This window comes from Pseudomonas fluorescens (genome assembly GCF_018614655.1).
GTDB classification, from domain to species: domain Bacteria; phylum Pseudomonadota; class Gammaproteobacteria; order Pseudomonadales; family Pseudomonadaceae; genus Aquipseudomonas; species Aquipseudomonas fluorescens_BX.
Genome location: NZ_JAGGOG010000006.1, coordinates 50,584 through 67,347 on the forward strand (window position 1 = coordinate 50,584; position 16,764 = coordinate 67,347).

Annotated in this window: 10 protein-coding genes and 1 pseudogene; 8 read left to right on the top strand and 3 right to left on the bottom strand. The window is 60.9% G+C overall.

From position 1 onward, the window contains the following. Positions 1 to 711 precede the first annotated feature (711 nt). The 4 genes and pseudogenes from J7E41_RS28400 to J7E41_RS09080 form a co-directional block, all read left to right on the top strand. Positions 712 to 1,302 (top strand): annotated as a pseudogene (locus tag J7E41_RS28400) (hypothetical protein); the annotation flags it as partial. 222 nt (positions 1,303 to 1,524) lie between these two features. After that, entirely contained in the window at positions 1,525 to 7,959 is a 6,435-nt protein-coding gene (locus J7E41_RS28315; protein ID WP_214991902.1) for a YadA-like family protein, read from the top strand. Positions 7,960 to 8,179: 220 nt separating this feature from the next. Beyond that, complete coding sequence (locus tag J7E41_RS09075; protein ID WP_214991903.1) at positions 8,180 to 8,884, top strand: hypothetical protein; 705 nt, start codon at positions 8,180 to 8,182, stop codon at positions 8,882 to 8,884. A gap of 9 nt (positions 8,885 to 8,893) precedes the next feature. Continuing rightward, on the top strand, positions 8,894 to 9,163 hold the full coding sequence (locus tag J7E41_RS09080; RefSeq protein WP_214992179.1) for an HD domain-containing protein: 270 nt from the start codon (positions 8,894 to 8,896) through the stop codon (positions 9,161 to 9,163). Here J7E41_RS09080 and J7E41_RS09085 read toward each other — a convergent pair. Then, on the bottom strand, positions 9,151 to 9,360 hold the full coding sequence (locus J7E41_RS09085) for a DUF6434 domain-containing protein (protein ID WP_214991904.1): 210 nt from the start codon (positions 9,358 to 9,360) through the stop codon (positions 9,151 to 9,153). The genes J7E41_RS09080 and J7E41_RS09085 overlap by 13 nt on opposite strands. 342 nt (positions 9,361 to 9,702) lie before the next feature. Here J7E41_RS09085 and dapA point away from each other — a divergent pair, with 342 nt between their 5' ends. From dapA to J7E41_RS09100, 3 genes are all read left to right on the top strand, one after another. Further along, positions 9,703 to 10,590: a 4-hydroxy-tetrahydrodipicolinate synthase gene (gene dapA, locus J7E41_RS09090; protein WP_214991905.1), complete on the top strand. Its 888-nt coding sequence runs from the start codon at positions 9,703 to 9,705 to the stop codon at positions 10,588 to 10,590. 143 nt (positions 10,591 to 10,733) lie between these two features. Beyond that, a complete protein-coding gene (locus J7E41_RS09095; protein WP_214991906.1) occupies positions 10,734 to 12,110 on the top strand; it encodes a pyridoxal-phosphate dependent enzyme in 1,377 nt (458 codons plus the stop codon). Beyond that, the gene (locus tag J7E41_RS09100) at positions 12,107 to 13,273 is read left to right on the top strand and encodes a cystathionine gamma-synthase (RefSeq protein ID WP_214991908.1); all 1,167 of its coding nucleotides are present in this window, start codon (positions 12,107 to 12,109) and stop codon (positions 13,271 to 13,273) included. Before J7E41_RS09095 ends, J7E41_RS09100 begins: the two co-directional genes overlap by 4 nt. A 13-nt stretch (positions 13,274 to 13,286) precedes the next feature. On the opposite strand, the gene J7E41_RS09105 is transcribed toward J7E41_RS09100, so the two are convergent. Continuing rightward, positions 13,287 to 14,381: an SMP-30/gluconolactonase/LRE family protein gene (locus J7E41_RS09105; RefSeq protein WP_214991910.1), complete on the bottom strand. Its 1,095-nt coding sequence runs from the start codon at positions 14,379 to 14,381 to the stop codon at positions 13,287 to 13,289. 224 nt (positions 14,382 to 14,605) lie between these two features. On the opposite strand from J7E41_RS09105, the gene J7E41_RS09110 reads away from it, so the two are divergent. Further along, positions 14,606 to 15,037, top strand: coding sequence for a nuclear transport factor 2 family protein (locus tag J7E41_RS09110; protein ID WP_214991912.1), 432 nt, complete (start codon positions 14,606 to 14,608; stop codon positions 15,035 to 15,037). Positions 15,038 to 15,434: 397 nt separating this feature from the next. Here the strand turns inward: J7E41_RS09110 and J7E41_RS09115 are convergent, their stop codons facing one another. Beyond that, a complete protein-coding gene (locus J7E41_RS09115) occupies positions 15,435 to 16,760 on the bottom strand; it encodes a PLP-dependent aminotransferase family protein (protein ID WP_214991914.1) in 1,326 nt (441 codons plus the stop codon). Between the last annotated feature and the right edge of the window lie 4 nt (positions 16,761 to 16,764).

Below are 16,764 nucleotides of genomic sequence, written 5' to 3' on the forward strand. Positions count from 1 at the left end.
CTGAGAAAAAACCGGCCTCACGCTTGTTACAGCACAGTAAAGACACACCTTTATAATTAATACCAATTTTTCTGAAAATCCCGTTCAAAAGAAAAATCGGTAATACAAGCTCTGCTAATATCACCTAATTAGTTTTCTTATAGTAGAACGATACGAGCACACGCCAGACTCTTGCTACGGCTAGCAACAGCCCATAAACCTGCTGCTCTCAAATGACTTTGTTTTTTGGCGCCAAGGAATTGCCATGATTGCTGCAATTGCCCTACTTCGACTGCAAGCAAATCATGTTCGTGACGGCCTTTCACTCGTTCAAGCGACCTTGGGCCGGGCCTTCTGCTGCGGGGTTGATACCACTTAAATGCCTTTGCGCGAGAAAACGCAAGCCTGCTACTCACCTCAAAGTTCTTGGCTGCAGGAGCCAGACGCCCAATCAAATTGATCTGTGGTTCGAAGTGCAATACAAGCGCTAGGCATGCATAAGGCTTTATGACGCCTTATTAGACTTGCGCGCGCGACTCGACGACATGACATCAATAAATGATTGCGCCTAGCTCACAACAATGGATAGACCTGCGGGACATGCCTGCTTTTGCTGACCGATGATATAGGGGCGATATTAAGATGAGAGAAATAAAACCTTTTATTGTTAATTCTGATCGTTCGCTTGACCCACTTAGACCAGAAGAAAGGGGTAAGAGAGCGAAAGAAACAATGCCACGAAAAGAATGCATCATCACCGCGTCAGCGTTGATTTTCCTGGCGACCGGCTGTTTTCAAGCGGCTGAAGCATCCATCTACCCTCCTGCTACGACCTGCGTTTCAGGAGCAGGAAATACTACGGTAGGTCAGGTCACAACGGGGGGGAGTACCGCGACCCCTGTGGATGGCTCTGGAACGTTTTCAAATGTCTTGGGATGCAACGCCAGTGGCAACGGACAGTCATCTGTTTCCGTTTTCGGCACTTTCGCCCAGGGAACTGGCCAGGGCGCCGCTGCGTATGGCTTTTACTCGCTAGCGGGCACGTGGGCATCGGCGCTCGGGCTATCAAGTACGGCGACCGGTATCGGCAGTACAGCGTTGGGTTTCGGGGCCCAGGCACTCAGTACCAGCTCTGTCGCGATTGGTGGTGCGGGCGGTAACGGTACAACACCGTTAACGGCGGCAAACTCCACGATTGCCACGGGCGTGGGATCGATTGCCATTGGTAGTAACGCGACACGCGGTGCTCAAACGAATGCGACCGATGCAATCGCAATAGGTGGCGAGTCTAAGGCGTCAGCCACCTCCGGCATCGCGATTGGACGCGGCAGCGCTGCCACGGGAACTTATGGGCTGGCGGCAGGAGACGGTGCGAGCGCTGCCGCCAACGCAATAGCAGTCGGTCGAGGTGCCAAGGCGACGGGGACTGCGAGCATCAGCATTGGACTTGGGAATACTGTCAGCGGCAATAATTCCGGCGCCATTGGTGACCCCAGCACGGTGTCAGGTGCTAACTCGTACTCCTTGGGCAACAACAACACGATCGTGTCTAACAATGCCTTTGCACTGGGCAACAACATTACAATACCCACTGGGCTTGATGGCTCTGTTGTGCTGGGGAACAACTCCACCATCGCCGCCTCAACGCCTACCGCGAGTGCCATGATCAATGGCACGACTTATAACTTTGCAGGCGCGGCGCCCGTGGCCGGCGGGGTACTCAGTGTCGGTGCTGCGGGTAGCGAGCGCCAGGTCACCAACGTGGCGGCAGGTCGCGTCACGGGCACCAGCACCGATGCCGTCAACGGCAGCCAACTGTTCGCCACCAACACGGCAGTCAATGGCGTCGGCACCACGCTCAACAACATTGTGAACAACGGCGCAGGCATCAAGTACTTCCACGCTAATTCGACCCTGGCCGACAGCACCGCCACCGGCACCAACAGCGTGGCTGTCGGCCCGACTGCCAATGCTACAGCGACTAATGCCATGGCTCTGGGCAACGGCGCCACGGCGGGCACTGCCAACTCGGTGGCCCTGGGCAGCGGCGCGACTACGGCTGCGGCTAACGCCACCGTTGGCAGTACGATCAACGGCACGGCCTACACCTATGCCGGCGGCGCACCGATTGGCGTCCTCAGCCTGGGCACGGCGGGTAACGAACGGCAAATCACTAACGTAGCGGCGGGCCGTGTCACGGGCACCAGCACCGATGTGGTCAACGGCAGCCAGTTGTTCGCCACCAACACGGCGGTCAATGGCGTCGGTACCACGCTCAACAACATCGTGAGCAACGGTGCGGGCATCAAGTATTTCCATGCCAATTCGACCGCCGCTGACTCAAGCGCTGTCGGCGTCGACAGTGTGGCGGTGGGCCCGTCGGCCGTCTCCAATGGCGCCACCTCGACCGCTGTCGGCAGCAACGCCTCCGCCGCTGCCGCCCAAAGCTCGGCCCTGGGTGCCAACTCTTCGGCGACCGGCATACGATCGATCTCGGTGGGCAATACATCAGCGGCAGGCGACGGCAGTATCGCGATCGGGGGCACGGGGGCAACGAACAGCAGCTTCAAACCCACCGCAACCGGCGCGGATGCCATCGCCATTGGTGCCAGCAATACACAGGCCCTTGGACAGCGGGCGGTTTCGATTGGCCGCGATTCGTGGGCTAATGGCGATAACTCCACTTCAATGGGTTACAACGCCGAAGCGCTGGGTCTCAATGCCGCGTCCTTTGGCACCAGCGCGTCAGCGGATGCCGACAATTCGTCAGCGTTCGGTCCAAACGCGAAAGCCACGGCAACCAATTCCACGGCCCTGGGCAGCGGTGCCACAGCGGGAACTGCCAACTCAGTAGCCCTGGGCAGTGGCGCAATCACCGCTGCGGCTAACGCCACCACCAGCGGTACGATCAACGGCACGGCCTACACCTATGCCGGCGGCGCACCGATTGGTGTGCTCAGCCTGGGGACGGCGGGCAATGAACGGCAAATTACTAACGTGGCGGCCGGCCAAGTCACGGGCACCAGCACCGATGCGGTCAACGGCAGCCAATTGTTCGCCACCAATACAGCGGTCAATGGCGTGGGCACGACACTCAACAACATCGTGACCAATGGTGCCGGCATCAAATACTTCCACGCTAACTCGACCCTGGCGGACAGCACCGCCACCGGTACCAACAGCGTGGCCGTCGGCCCGACCGCCAATGCTACAGCGACTAACGCCATGGCACTGGGTAACGGCGCCACGGCGGGCACTGCCAACTCGGTGGCCCTGGGCAGTGGCGCGACCACGGCAGCGGCCAACGCCACCACTGGCGGTACGATCAACGGCACGGCCTTCACCTATGCCGGCGGTGCACCGATTGGTGTGCTCAGCCTGGGATCGGCGGGCAATGAACGCCAGATCACTAACGTGGCGGCAGGTCGAGTCACGGGTACCAGCACCGATGCGGTTAACGGTAGCCAACTGTTTGCCACGAATACCGCCGTCGACGGTCTGGGTACTTCGGTGAACAACATCGTCAACAACGGCGCAGGTATCAAGTACTTCCACGCTAATTCGACCCTGGCCGACAGCACCGCCACCGGCACCAACAGCGTGGCCGTCGGCCCGACTGCCAGTGCTACAGCGACTAACGCCATGGCCCTGGGTAACGCTGCCACGGCGGGCACTGCCAACTCGGTGGCCCTGGGCAGTGGCGCGACCACGGCAGCGGCCAACGCCACCGCTGGCGGTACGATCAACGGCACGGCCTACACCTATGCCGGCGGTGCGCCGATTGGTGTCCTCAGCCTGGGAACAGCGGGCAATGAACGCCAGATCACCAATGTGGCGGCAGGCCGAGTCACAGGCACCAGCACCGACGCGGTCAACGGCAGCCAGCTGTTCGCTACCAACACGGCGGTCAATGGCGTCGGCACAACACTCAACAACATCGTCAACAACGGTGTGGGCGTCAAGTACTTCCACACTAACTCGACCTTGGCCGACAGCACCGCCAGCGGGATCAACAGTGTGGCTGTCGGCCCGACCGCCAGTGCTACAGCAAGCAACGCCATGGCCCTGGGCAACGGAGCCACGGCGAGCACCGCCAACTCGGTAGCCCTGGGCAGCGGCGCCACCACCGCCGCGGCTAACGCCACCGCTGGCGGTACGATCAACGGCACGGCCTTCACCTATGCCGGCGGCGCACCGATTGGTGTGCTCAGCCTGGGATCGGCGGGCAATGAACGCCAGATCACCAACGTGGCGGCAGGCCGAGTCACGGGCAGCAGCACCGATGCGGTTAACGGTAGCCAACTGTTTGCGACAAATACCGCCGTCGATGGCATTGGCACTTCGGTGAACAACATCGTCAACGGCGCAGGCATCAAGTACTTCCACACTAACTCGACCCTGGCCGACAGCACCGCCACCGGCACCGACAGCGTGGCTGTCGGCCCTAGCGCGAGCGCAACGGCAACCAATGCCATGGCCTTGGGCAACGGTGCCACGGCAGGCACCGCCAACTCGGTAGCGCTGGGAAGCGGTGCAACCACTGCCGCGGCTAATGCCACCACCGGCGGCACGGTCAACGGCACGGCCTACACCTATGCGGGAGGCGCACCGACCGGTGTCTTGAGTGTGGGCAGTGCGGGCAATGAACGGCAAATTACCCATGTGGCGGCGGGCCAGATCACCGGCACCAGCACCGATGCCGTCAACGGCAGCCAATTGTTCGCCACCAATACGGCCGTCGATGGGCTGGGTACTTCGGTGAACAACATCGTCAACGGCGCAGGCATCAAGTACTTCCACACTAACTCGACCCTGGCCGACAGCACCGCCACCGGCACCGACAGCGTGGCTGTCGGCCCTAGCGCGAGCGCCACGGCAACCAATGCCATGGCCTTGGGCAACGGGGCCACGGCAGGCACCGCCAACTCGATAGCCCTGGGCAGCGGCGCAACCACTGCCGCGGCTAATGCCACCACCGGCGGCACGATCAATGGCACGGCCTACACCTATGCGGGAGGCGCACCGACAGGCGTCTTGAGTGTGGGCAGTGCGGGCAATGAACGCCAGATCACCAATGTCGCGGCAGGCCAAGTCACAGGCACCAGCACCGATGCGGTCAACGGCAGCCAACTGTTTGCGACAAATACAGCCGTCGATGGCCTTGGCACTTCGGTGAACAACATCGTCAACAATGGGACGGGGATCAAGTATTTCCATGCCAATTCGACCTTGGCTGATAGCGCCGCAACGGGCATCGACAGCGTGGCCATTGGTCCACAATCGGTAGCGGGTGGCGCGCAATCCTTCGCCGCCGGCGCAGGAGCTTCCGCGACTACCGCCGGCGGCGTGGCCCTGGGTAACCAGACCAGCGTGCAAGTGCTGGGCGGTGTGGCGCTGGGCCAAGGCTCGGTCTCGGACCGTGCCATCGCGCCCGCCACGGGTTTGATCCCAGTGGGCAATGGTGCCATTCGCTACGACACCTCCGACGCGACCTTATTGGGCGCGGTGTCGCTGGGTAAAACCGGCGAGTACCGGCAACTCACCAACGTGGCGGACGGTACCAGTTCCCAGGATGCCGTGACGTTACGCCAACTGACCGGTGCGATCGGTTCGATCAGCGCCACCGGCACGATGTACTTCCACGCCAACTCGACCAATCCGCAAGACTCCCTGTCCGTGGGGCAAGAGTCGATTGCCGTAGGCCCGGCCACCGTGGTCAATGGCGATAACGGTATCGGTATCGGCAACCAGGCCACCGTCGGGCAGGCCGCCGCTGGCGGCATCGCGATTGGTCGCAATACCCAGGTCCTGCTGGCCTCCGGCATTGCCATCGGCTCCCAAGCCGAGGCCCAGGGTGAACAGTCGCTGGCACTCGGCGCGGGTGCGGTGGCCAGTCAAGCCACGAGCATCGCGCTGGGTTCAAGCTCGGTCACCACGGTCGGTGCCCAGAACGGCTACACCGCTTACGGCCTCAGCGCCCCACAGACTTCGGTCGGCGAATTGGGGATTGGTACCGCGCTGGGTGATCGCAAGATCACCGGCGTGGCGGGCGGCTCAGCGCCGAACGATGCAGTGAATGTGGCACAACTGACAACCGTCGGCGACCGGGTGACACAAAACACCACCAGCATCACCAACCTCGGCGGGCGGGTCACCACCATTGAGGGCGACATCACCAACATTGCCAACGGTGCGGGCATCAAGTACTTCCACGCCAATTCGACCAGCGCCGACTCCCAGGCGGTAGGTCTGGAAGCCGTGGCCGTGGGCGGCGGTACCGTGGTCAGTGGTGACAACGGTATCGGTATCGGTAACCAGGCCAGCGTTGACCAGGCCGCGCCGGATGGTATTGCGGTAGGTCGCAATAGCAAAGTGTTGGCGACTTCCGGTGTTGCTATCGGCGTCGATGCCCAAGCTCAAGGCGCACAGTCGCTGGCACTCGGCGCCGGTGCCGTGGCCAGTCAAGCCACCAGCATCGCGCTGGGTTCCAATTCGGTCACTACGGTGGGTGCCCAGAGCGGCTACAGCGCTTACGGTCTCAGCGCGCCGCAGACTTCGGTCGGCGAATTGGGCATCGGCACGGCGCTGGGTAATCGCAAGATCACCGGCGTGGCGGCCGGCTCGGCGCCGAACGATGCGGTGAACGTGGAACAACTGACGGCGGTGGGTGACCAAGTGGCGCAAAACACCACCAACATCACCAGCCTCGGTGGGCGAGTCACGACCATTGAGGGCAACATCAACAACATTACCAACGGCGGCGGCGTGAAGTACTTCCACGCCAACTCCACCCAGCCTGACTCGGTGGCCGGCGGTGCCGACTCGGTGGCGATCGGCGGCAATGCCAATGCCTCGGGTAATGGCGCGGTGGCCTCAGGCAACGGTGCGCAAGCTTCGGGAACTGCGTCGGTGGCCTCAGGCAATGGGGCGCAGGCAAGCGGCGTCGGGGCGGTGGCGGCGGGCAATGGCGCCACGGCCAGTGCCGATGGCAGCGTAGCCGTCGGTCAAGGCTCAAGCGACAACGGCCGCGGTGCAGAGAACTACACCGGCAAATACTCCAACGCCAGTAACGCCAGTGCGGGTACTGTTTCGGTGGGCAATGCCGCCACCGGCCAGACCCGCACCGTCAGCAACGTTGCCGATGGCCAGCAAGCCACGGATGCGGTCAACGTACGGCAACTTGATGGCGCGGTGGCCGAGTCCAAGCAGTACACCGACAACTCGCTGAACACCATCAACACCAACGTCAATAACATCGCGGGCAACATCACGGCCGTGGATAACCGTGTCACTCAGGTCGAAGGCAATGTCTCCAAGGTACAGAACGGCACCGACGGCATGTTCCAGGTGAACAACACCAGTACCGCCGCCAAACCTTCCGCCACCGGTACCAATGCGGTGGCCGGTGGTGCCGGCTCGGTGGCTTCCGGCAACAACAGCGCAGCAGTCGGCACCAATGCCAAGGCTTCCGGAGCGAATTCGGTGGCCATGGGTAACGGCGCCAGCGCCACGGGGAGCAACAGCACGGCACTGGGTGCCAACTCGGTGGCGAGCCGTGACAACGCCGTCTCGGTCGGCTCAGTGGGCAGCGAACGGCAGATCACCAATGTGGCCGCCGCCACCCAAGGCACTGACGCCGTGAACTTCGATCAGCTCAATAAAAGCGTGTCGAACATCACTAACAACGCTAACGCCTACACTGACCAGCGTTACTCCGAACTCAAGCGCGACCTGAAGAAACAGGACGACACCTTGAGCGCGGGGATCGCTGGCGCTATGGCAATGGCGAGTCTGCCACAACCCTACTCACCCGGAGCGAGTATGACGTCGATCGCTGCAGCCAACTATCGCGGGCAATCAGCGCTGTCATTTGGCGTGTCGAGAATCTCCGATAACGGCCGCTGGGTCAGCAAACTCCAGGCCACCACCAACACTCAAGGCGACGCTGGGATTGGCATTGGCGTCGGCTACCAGTGGTAAGTGAGCGCATTGCTTAGTACCTGACGAACAGGCTGCACCCGTGCAGCCTGTCTTTTCCACATCAGCACAAGGCTACTACCCTATGGCGTTGTTCAAAATGTCTGGCTGGATCCTCCCTCTGGTATTGCTTGTCGGCTGCGATAACAGCGCTCACACCGCCACCACGAAAACCTCGCAAGGCGTAGCACTGCCGGCACTCCCGATTATTCAGGGTGCCGTCATGGCGCTGGTGCCGATGCCCGATGGCCAGCGCAATGAATTGATGATGAACCAGGTCTGTGCGCTGGCTCGGGGCGAAAGCACTCAGCAGCAAGTGGCTCAGAACCTTTTGCAGCAAGGCATTGACCTGAGCCGGGTACCTCAACAAGGCCACCCGCTGTCATTACTGGTCGACCCGGATATGTCACGACGCATCACTGCGTGTGCGGCCTACATCGCCACCTCAGTGATGAGTGTGCCAAAAACCGCTGAGTTCATGGTCGAGGCAACCACCGCGCCTGCTTCGGGCAAGAAAAAACTCAACGTCGACCCGCAAAAACTTAACTATTTCCTCGGCATACAATTGGCTGTCGCCAAGGCGGACGCTGATTTCTTCGCGCTGATTGCCACCCGACTGGAGAAGACCCCGGGCCTGACGCTGGAGCAATACAATCAGCAGGCCAAAACACAGTTCACCGACATAGCCCCTTTGTACCTACAGCGGGTCAAGGAACTCTATGCGCAGGGGCAGAATGTCCAGTACACGCTAGTTGAGTACTCCGACAGCGACTTCAAGTTCACCAGCAACAACGGCTATCTTTTTGAGTTCGGATACGACGGGCTGAACCTGAGTTTTAACCGAACACCTTGGTATGGTGCAGGAAAGTTGCTGGGTAAAACCTACCTGCTGGATGTCGATTACTTTGCCAATCTGCCGGTTAAATAACCGAGAACACTGGACGCATCAGTACGCGAAGGCATCCTGTCGCTGTGGGATGAATACGAGCAAGCTTCGTCCCCGGAAGCCCTGGCGGTCAAAACCTTCGACAAGTTGGAAACCATGTTTCAGCACAATCAAGGCAACAACCCGTCCAACTTTGATTTTGAATTCAACCTGGATTATGGGCGGCGCTATACCAGCCTGCCTCCGCTGTTTACCGCCATGCGCAAACTGATGGACGAAGACACACGCCGGAATCTGGAGGCTGGGCCTCAACGCTCCTGACGTTGCTTCCACTCGTCAACGATATCGCCCATGGTCTTGGGCATACCGTTGCGGATCCAGGCCATGAAGGCCCGGTCGAACTTGAACGCGGCACCGCAGTGCTCAAGCATGAATCGGCGTACGTTCTGCGTATTTTTATAGTGCCGGGAAACTTCAGTGCTGCGGGTGATCACGTCGCTGTGCCAGTCAAAATCCATATATGTTTCCCTACGAGCGTCTAAGGATGGGCAAGCGCAGCATGCCATGCTGATACTTGACACAGCCACCATCGCCCCACGAATATGGCCACATTGTCCCGGGTGTGTCTAAACATGTCTGCAACGTCTGCCTCCAACTTTTCCGTCATTGGCTTGATTGCCAAGGCGCAAGGTTGCGTTGCGCACGCCCTCAAATCGAAGAAACAGTCGCTCATGTGACCGGGGCGCGCTGTCCCGTCAGATGAGCTGACAGGACATTGAGCGCGACGGACACCCTCCTTCTGCTTATCCCCTCTGCCCTTCTGACGGTGACGAAATCGGTCAACCTTCAGGAGAACACGCATGTCATCGTTTCAAGGTATCTGGATTCCCGTCGTCACGCCGTTTCATCACGGTGCGATCGACTTCGTCGGGTTGCGCCGTCTGGTCAGCCATTTGCTGGAACACGGCGTGGCCGGGATCATGGTCTGCACGACCACAGGCGAAGGCGCGTCGCTGGGTAAACACGAGCAACTGGCGGTACTGGATGCCGTGCTGAAATTGGTGCCGGCACACCGGGTGGTGATGGGCCTGTCTGGCAACAACCTGACGGAGCTGATGCAATTTCAGAGCGAGATTCTAAAGCGCCCACTGGCCGGGCTGTTGGTGCCGCCACCGAGCTACATCCGACCATCTCAGGCGGGGCTTGAAGCATTTTTCAAGACCGTCGCCGATGCGTCCAGCGTGCCGATCATCCTGTATGACATCCCGTATCGCACCGGCATCGCCTTCGAGCAGACCACTCTGCTGAACATCGTCACCCACGAGCGAATCGTCGCGATCAAGGATTGTGGCGGCAACCCCGCCAACACCCTGGCGCTGCTGACCAGTGGCCATGTCGACGTGTTGTGCGGCGAAGACCATCAGATCTTCAATGCCCTGTGCCTCGGTGCGACGGGGGCGATTGCGGCGTCGGCACACATTCACCCCGAGCGGTTCGTGGCGCTATACCAGCAGATTCGCGACAACCAACTGGCGGCTGGGCGAGCGACGTTTTTCCAACTGCTGCCATTGATCCAGAGCCTGTTTATCGAACCCAATCCAGCCCCGGTAAAAACCGCGCTGGCCCTTGAAGGTCTGATCGCCAGCGAATTACGAGCACCGATGCAACGTGCCAGTGAGGCCGTAGAGCAGCGCTTGCGGAGCGTCTTGAGCGAGTTGGTCCACAGCAAAGAACCGGCACACGCCTAGTGGTCTGGCGCCAGCACTACCGATTGCCTGCAATCGGTTGCAGCTGGCGCAATACCGGCCTATGTTCCAGACAATGCAGTTGCAACCTGCACTCGCATCCCGCTGTCCATCCAAATACGACTGCCCCGTAGCAAGGTGACGACATGCCTCAAAACTCCCGCCCCGCCGTGCTCGAACTGATCGGCAATACGCCGCTGGTACGCGTCAGCCGCTTCGATACCGGCCCCTGCACGCTGTTCCTCAAGCTTGAATCACAGAACCCTGGCGGTTCGATCAAGGACCGCATCGGTCTGGCGATGATCGACGCCGCCGAGCGCGATGGCCGCCTGCGTCCTGGCGGTACCATCATTGAAGCCACCGCCGGTAATACCGGCCTGGGCCTGGCCCTGGTGGGCCGGGCCAAGGGGTATCGGGTGGTGCTGGTGGTTCCGGACAAGATGTCCACCGAAAAAGTCCTGCACCTCAAGGCCATGGGCGCCGAGGTGCACATCACCCGTTCCGATGTCGGCAAGGGCCATCCAGAGTATTACCAGGACGTCGCGGCGCGGCTGGCGCAGGAAATTCCGGATTCATTCTTCGCCGATCAATTCAACAACCCGGCCAACCCGCTGGCCCACGAAACCAGTACAGCTCCGGAAATCTGGGCGCAGACCCAGCATGACCTGGATGCCATCGTGGTCGGCGTCGGTTCGGCCGGCACCCTGACCGGGCTGACCCGATTCTTCAAGCGCGTGCAACCGGACCTGGCCATGGTGCTGGCCGATCCGGTCGGCTCAGTGATGGCCGAATACAGCCGCAGCGGCACGCTCGGCACGCCGGGTTCCTGGGCGGTAGAAGGCATCGGTGAAGACTTCATCCCCTCGATTGCCGACCTGTCCAGCGTGCGCCAGGCCTACTCCATCAGCGATGAAGAAAGCTTCGACCATGCCCGGCAACTGCTGCGGGCCGAAGGTATTCTCGGGGGGTCTTCCACCGGTACCCTACTGGCGGCGGCCCTGCGTTACTGCCGCGAGCAGACTGAGCCAAAACGCGTCGTGACCTTTGTCTGCGACACCGGCACCCGCTACCTGTCCAAGGTCTACAACGACCAATGGATGAACGACCAGGGCCTGCTCCAGTACAAGCACTACGGCGACCTGCGCGATTTGATTGCCCGACGCTTCGAGGATGGCCGAGTGATCAGCGTCGGCCCGGACGATACGCTGCTCACCGCCTTCCAGCGCATGCGCCTGGCAGATGTCTCGCAACTGCCGGTGCTGGTGGACGGCCAGCGCCTGGTAGGCGTGATTGACGAATCGGATATCTTGCTGGGCATGCACCAGGATGCCTCGCACTTTCACATGACCGTGGCCAGCGCCATGACCAACACCCTGCAAACCCTCGCGCCCAGCGCCAGCCTGGCTGAACTGCAGGCGGAACTGGATCGCGGGCTGGTGGCAATCATCGCCGACGACTCAGGCTTCCATGGCCTGATTACCCGCGTCGATCTGCTCAATCACTTACGGAGATCCCTTGCATGAGTCAGCACGATAAAACCGCCTTTGCCACCCGTGTCATCCATGCGGGGCAGTCGCCGGACCCGACGACCGGGGCGCTGATGCCGCCGATCTATGCCAACTCCACTTACCTGCAACAGAGCCCCGGCGTACACAAGGGCCTCGACTACGGGCGCTCCCACAACCCCACGCGCTTTGCCCTGGAGCGCTGCGTGGCAGACCTCGAAGGCGGCACCCAGGCCTTCGCGTTTGCCTCCGGCCTGGCGGCGATTTCCACCGTGCTGGAACTGCTGGATGCCGGCGCCCACGTGGTCTCGGGCAATGACCTGTACGGCGGCACGTTCCGCCTGTTCGACAAGGTGCGCCAACGCAGCGCCGGGCATCGCTTCAGCTTCGTCGACCTGAGCGATGTGGCGGCCTTTGAAGCGGCATTGCAGGACGACACGCGGATGGTCTGGGTCGAGACGCCGAGCAATCCTTTGCTGAGCCTTACAGATCTCGCGGCCATCTCCCGCATCTGTCGTGCCCGGGGCATCATCTGCGTGGCTGACAACACCTTTGCCAGCCCGTGGATCCAGCGCCCGCTGGAGCTGGGTTTCGATATCGTGGTGCACTCGACCACCAAGTACCTGAACGGCCATTCGGATGTCATCGGCGGTATCGCGGTCGTCGGGCAGAACCCGGAGTTGGCCGAGCGCCTGGGCTTCCTGCAAAACTCCGTGGGTGCCATCGCCGGGCCCTTTGACGCGTTCCTCACCCTGCGCGGCGTGAAGACCTTGGCTCTACGCATGGAGCGTCATTGCAGTAATGCCCTGGAGCTGGCGACCTGGCTGGAGCAACAGCCGCAAGTAGCGCGGGTCTACTACCCGGGCCTTGCGTCACACCCTCAGCACGAACTGGCACGCCGGCAAATGCGCGGGTTCGGCGGGATGATTTCCGTGGACCTGAAAAGCGACCTGGCCGGGGCCAAGCGTTTCCTCGAAAACGTACAGATCTTCGCCCTGGCTGAAAGCCTCGGCGGCGTTGAAAGCCTGATCGAACACCCGGCGATCATGACCCACGCCAGCATCCCCGCCGAAACGCGTGCGCAGCTGGGTATTGGCGATGGCCTGGTGCGTTTGTCAGTGGGCGTGGAAGACGTGGAAGACCTGCGCAAGGATCTGGCACAGGCCCTCGCGCAAATCTGAACAACGGGCTCACTCAATCGGCAAAGGTGGCGCCCCGGGTGTTCACAAACAACCCATACACCGAATGGCTGCCGGCCATGAACAGCCGGTTGCCTTCCCTCCCCCCGAAACATAAATTGGGGCAACGCTCCGGCAATGAGATGTGGCCGATAGCCTTGCCCTCAGGGTTGAACACCCGCACGCCATCGAGTTTTTCCAGGTCGGCCTTGGGGTCGCCATTGCCGCCCCAGCCGCACCAGAGGTTGCCACTTTCGTCACACTTCATGCCGTCGATGGCAGCGTAATCCAGGCCTTCGATGTGCTTGCGGCGTGCACCGAGGCTGCCATCGTCATTGACGTTGATCGCCCAGATCAGTCGGTTGGGTTTGGCTCGTCCCTCTACCACATAGAGGATCTTTTCATCCGGAGAAAAACACAGACCGTTGGGTCCGTTGAGGTCGTCGATCACCCGGCTGACCTTGCCGCTGTCACCGTCAATGCGATACACGCCGTGAGGCTGGGTGGGCGTGACCTTGTGCCCCTCGTAGTTGTTGCCGGTCTGGAACGGCGGGTCGCTGAACCATACCGAACCATCGCGCTTGCACACGATGTCATTGGGCGAGTTGAAAGGCTTGCCGTCAAAACTGTCGGCCAGCACGGTAATGCTGCCGTTGTGTTCGGTGCGGGTAATACGGCGACCTTCCCCCGACGTGGTCGAACCTTCGCAGACCAATAGTCGACCCTGACGATCGCGGCACATGCCGTTGGAAAAATTCGAGTGTGCCCGATACACCGACAGACTGTCGGTGACTTCATCCCAACGCATGATGCGGTTATTGGGAATATCACTGACCAACAGGTAACGCCCGTCGCCTACCCACACCGGGCCCTCCGCCCAGCGTAAACCAGTAGCAAGCCGCTCCACGCTGGCATTGAACAACCTGAGGTCGAGGAAGCTGTCGTCGAGAATCTTGATCAACGGGTCCGGGTAGCGTTGGCTCAGCGGCTCGGCCTGGGCCAGCCGAGGCAGGTTGCCGAGTACTGCGACCGTTGCCGATACCGCCAGGGTTCGCTTGAGAAACAGCCGGCGGCTGTTATCCGTCGAGTGGGACGAAGGGGCAAAATTCATGATGGGTCTCCGTTATTTATTGTTAGACGGGGGCGCCATTTTTAACTTGTGATGAGACATCGTACAAGATGATTTACTCACAAATATCTGGGATTTTAGCAGGAATGGTAAATTTCACTTTCCTTTTTATAGGCAGTTATTGCAATGTTGTACGATGACATGAAAGCTGACACTCGCAAAGTCCGCCTTGTCCGTGCGTCCCCCATAACAAAAAGGAAATTCCCATGCAAAATGTCAAAGTGATGATCGGTTTTCTGTGCCTGTTCAGCGGCTATGTGGTCGCCAGCCCGGCCGCTGCCGACAAGGATGTCGCCCAGGCCGTCGACCACCTGACTCAAGCCATGCTGCACAAAAACATCCCCCAGCTTCAGGCCCTCACTGCGGACAACCTCACCTACGGCCACTCCAGCGGCAAGATCCAGAACAAGCAGGCATTCATCGCCGATATCGAAACCGGCCGCAGCGGCTTCAAGACCCTGGAAATGCAGAAACAAACCATTACTCTGAACGGCGACACTGCCCTGGTGCGCAATCACTTCTCGGCGCAGGCGGTTAACAGCGGCGTAGAAGTACCGACCGAGATCGAGAACTTTCAGGTCTGGCAGAAGCAAAAAGGCCAATGGCTGCTGATTGGGCGGCAGGCGTTCAAGTTCTGAGCACACTGTTTCTGTAGCCGCTCTGCGATGGGTTCAAGCGGGCCCTGAGGGCCAGCCCTTTCAAGGTCTTTGAAAAGTCAGTCGCATCAGGCCAGGAATGAAGATCTAACCGGCGCCGTAAACCCTTGTGGGAGTTGTCGAGCCTTAGCGAGGCTGCGATGACGTCGGCACAGCCAACATTGAAGGTGCCTGACCCGCCGCTATCGCAGCCTCGCTAAAGCTCGACAACTCCCACAGTTGATCTTCACTGGCCTGAGCTGGATGTTTCAACCCTATTTGGCTGCATTCTCAAAGACCTTGAAAGGGGTGGCCCTGAGGGCGGTCCTGCGGCCCGCATCGCAGCCTCGTGCCTCGGCAGCGGCTACAAACCAAGTCCGTGCCCACGGGGCAAACTCGCTCACCACGCCACCAACCGTCGCACCTTGATCAACGCCTCGCGCAGCACTGCCATCTCCACCGAGCCCAGCGCCAGGCGAAGCGCATGGGGCACATGCACCGTCGTCGCAAACGGCTCGGCGGTGGACACTGAAATATTCTCCCGGGTCAGCGCCATGGCGAACTGATCCGCGCGGGCATCTTCCGGCAACGGCAGCCACAGAAAATACGAAGATGGATGGCGAATGTAATCCAGCCCGGCCAGCACTTCATCCGCCAGCGCCTGACGCGCCTGAGCATCCTTGCGCTTTTGCGCTTCCAGTTGCAGGACGGTGCCGTCTTCGATCCAGGCAACGGCGATGGCCGTCATCACCCCGGGCGCGTTCCAGACAGTCGCCATGATGGTGCGCTCCAACGCGTGCACCCATTGAAGGGGCGCAGCCACGAAGCCAACACGCAAACCGGTGGCGACGCTCTTGGACAGCCCTGAAATGTACACCGTGCGTTCCGGTGCCAACTCCGCCAGCGGTGGCGGCGCGTCCTCTGCCAGGAAGGCATAGGCCGCATCTTCGATAAGGATCAGGTCGTGCTGGCGGGCGATCGTCACCAACTGCTGACGCTGCTCGATGCCCAACACCCAGCCCAGGGGATTATGCAGGGTCGGGATGCTGTATACCGCGCGCACCTTGCGCCGGCGGCAAAGGTCTTCCAGAAAGCCAAGGTCAGGGCCTGCCGCCGTGACCGGGAGGGCGACGATTTCAAGGTGCAGCGCCTCGGCCAGCACCTTGAAGCCCGAGTAGGTCAGCCCATCCACCGCCACCACATCACCGGGCTTGAGCAACGCCATCATCGCCACCGCCAGGCCATGCTGGGCGCCGCTGACCATCAGCACTTGCTCGCCCAGGACCGTCAGCCCCCGGCTGCGCAGGTGACGCGCCACTGCAGCCCGTTCATGCGCCCGCCCGCCATGGGGTTGATAGCGCAACAGCGACTCCAGATCGCCAGACAACGCCAACTGCCGCAACGCGGTGCGCAGCAGGTCGGCCTGACCGGGTAACGATGGGTAGTTGAAGTTGAGATCGATCATGCCGGCCGCCACGGCGACCTGCAAGATCCCCTGCCCCGGCGACAGCGTTATCTCCCGCACAAAGGTCCCGCGACCGGTTTCGCCGCTGACCAACCCCATGGCCGCAAGCTCGGTATACACCCGGCTGGCCGTGACCAATGCCAAGCCGTAAGTGCTCGCCAACTGCCGGTGCGTCGGCAAGCGCGTACCGGGCGCCAGGCTTCCGGAGCGAATGTCCCTGGCGAAGGTATCGACCAGCGACTTGTAGCGGGCGCGAGGCATAGGC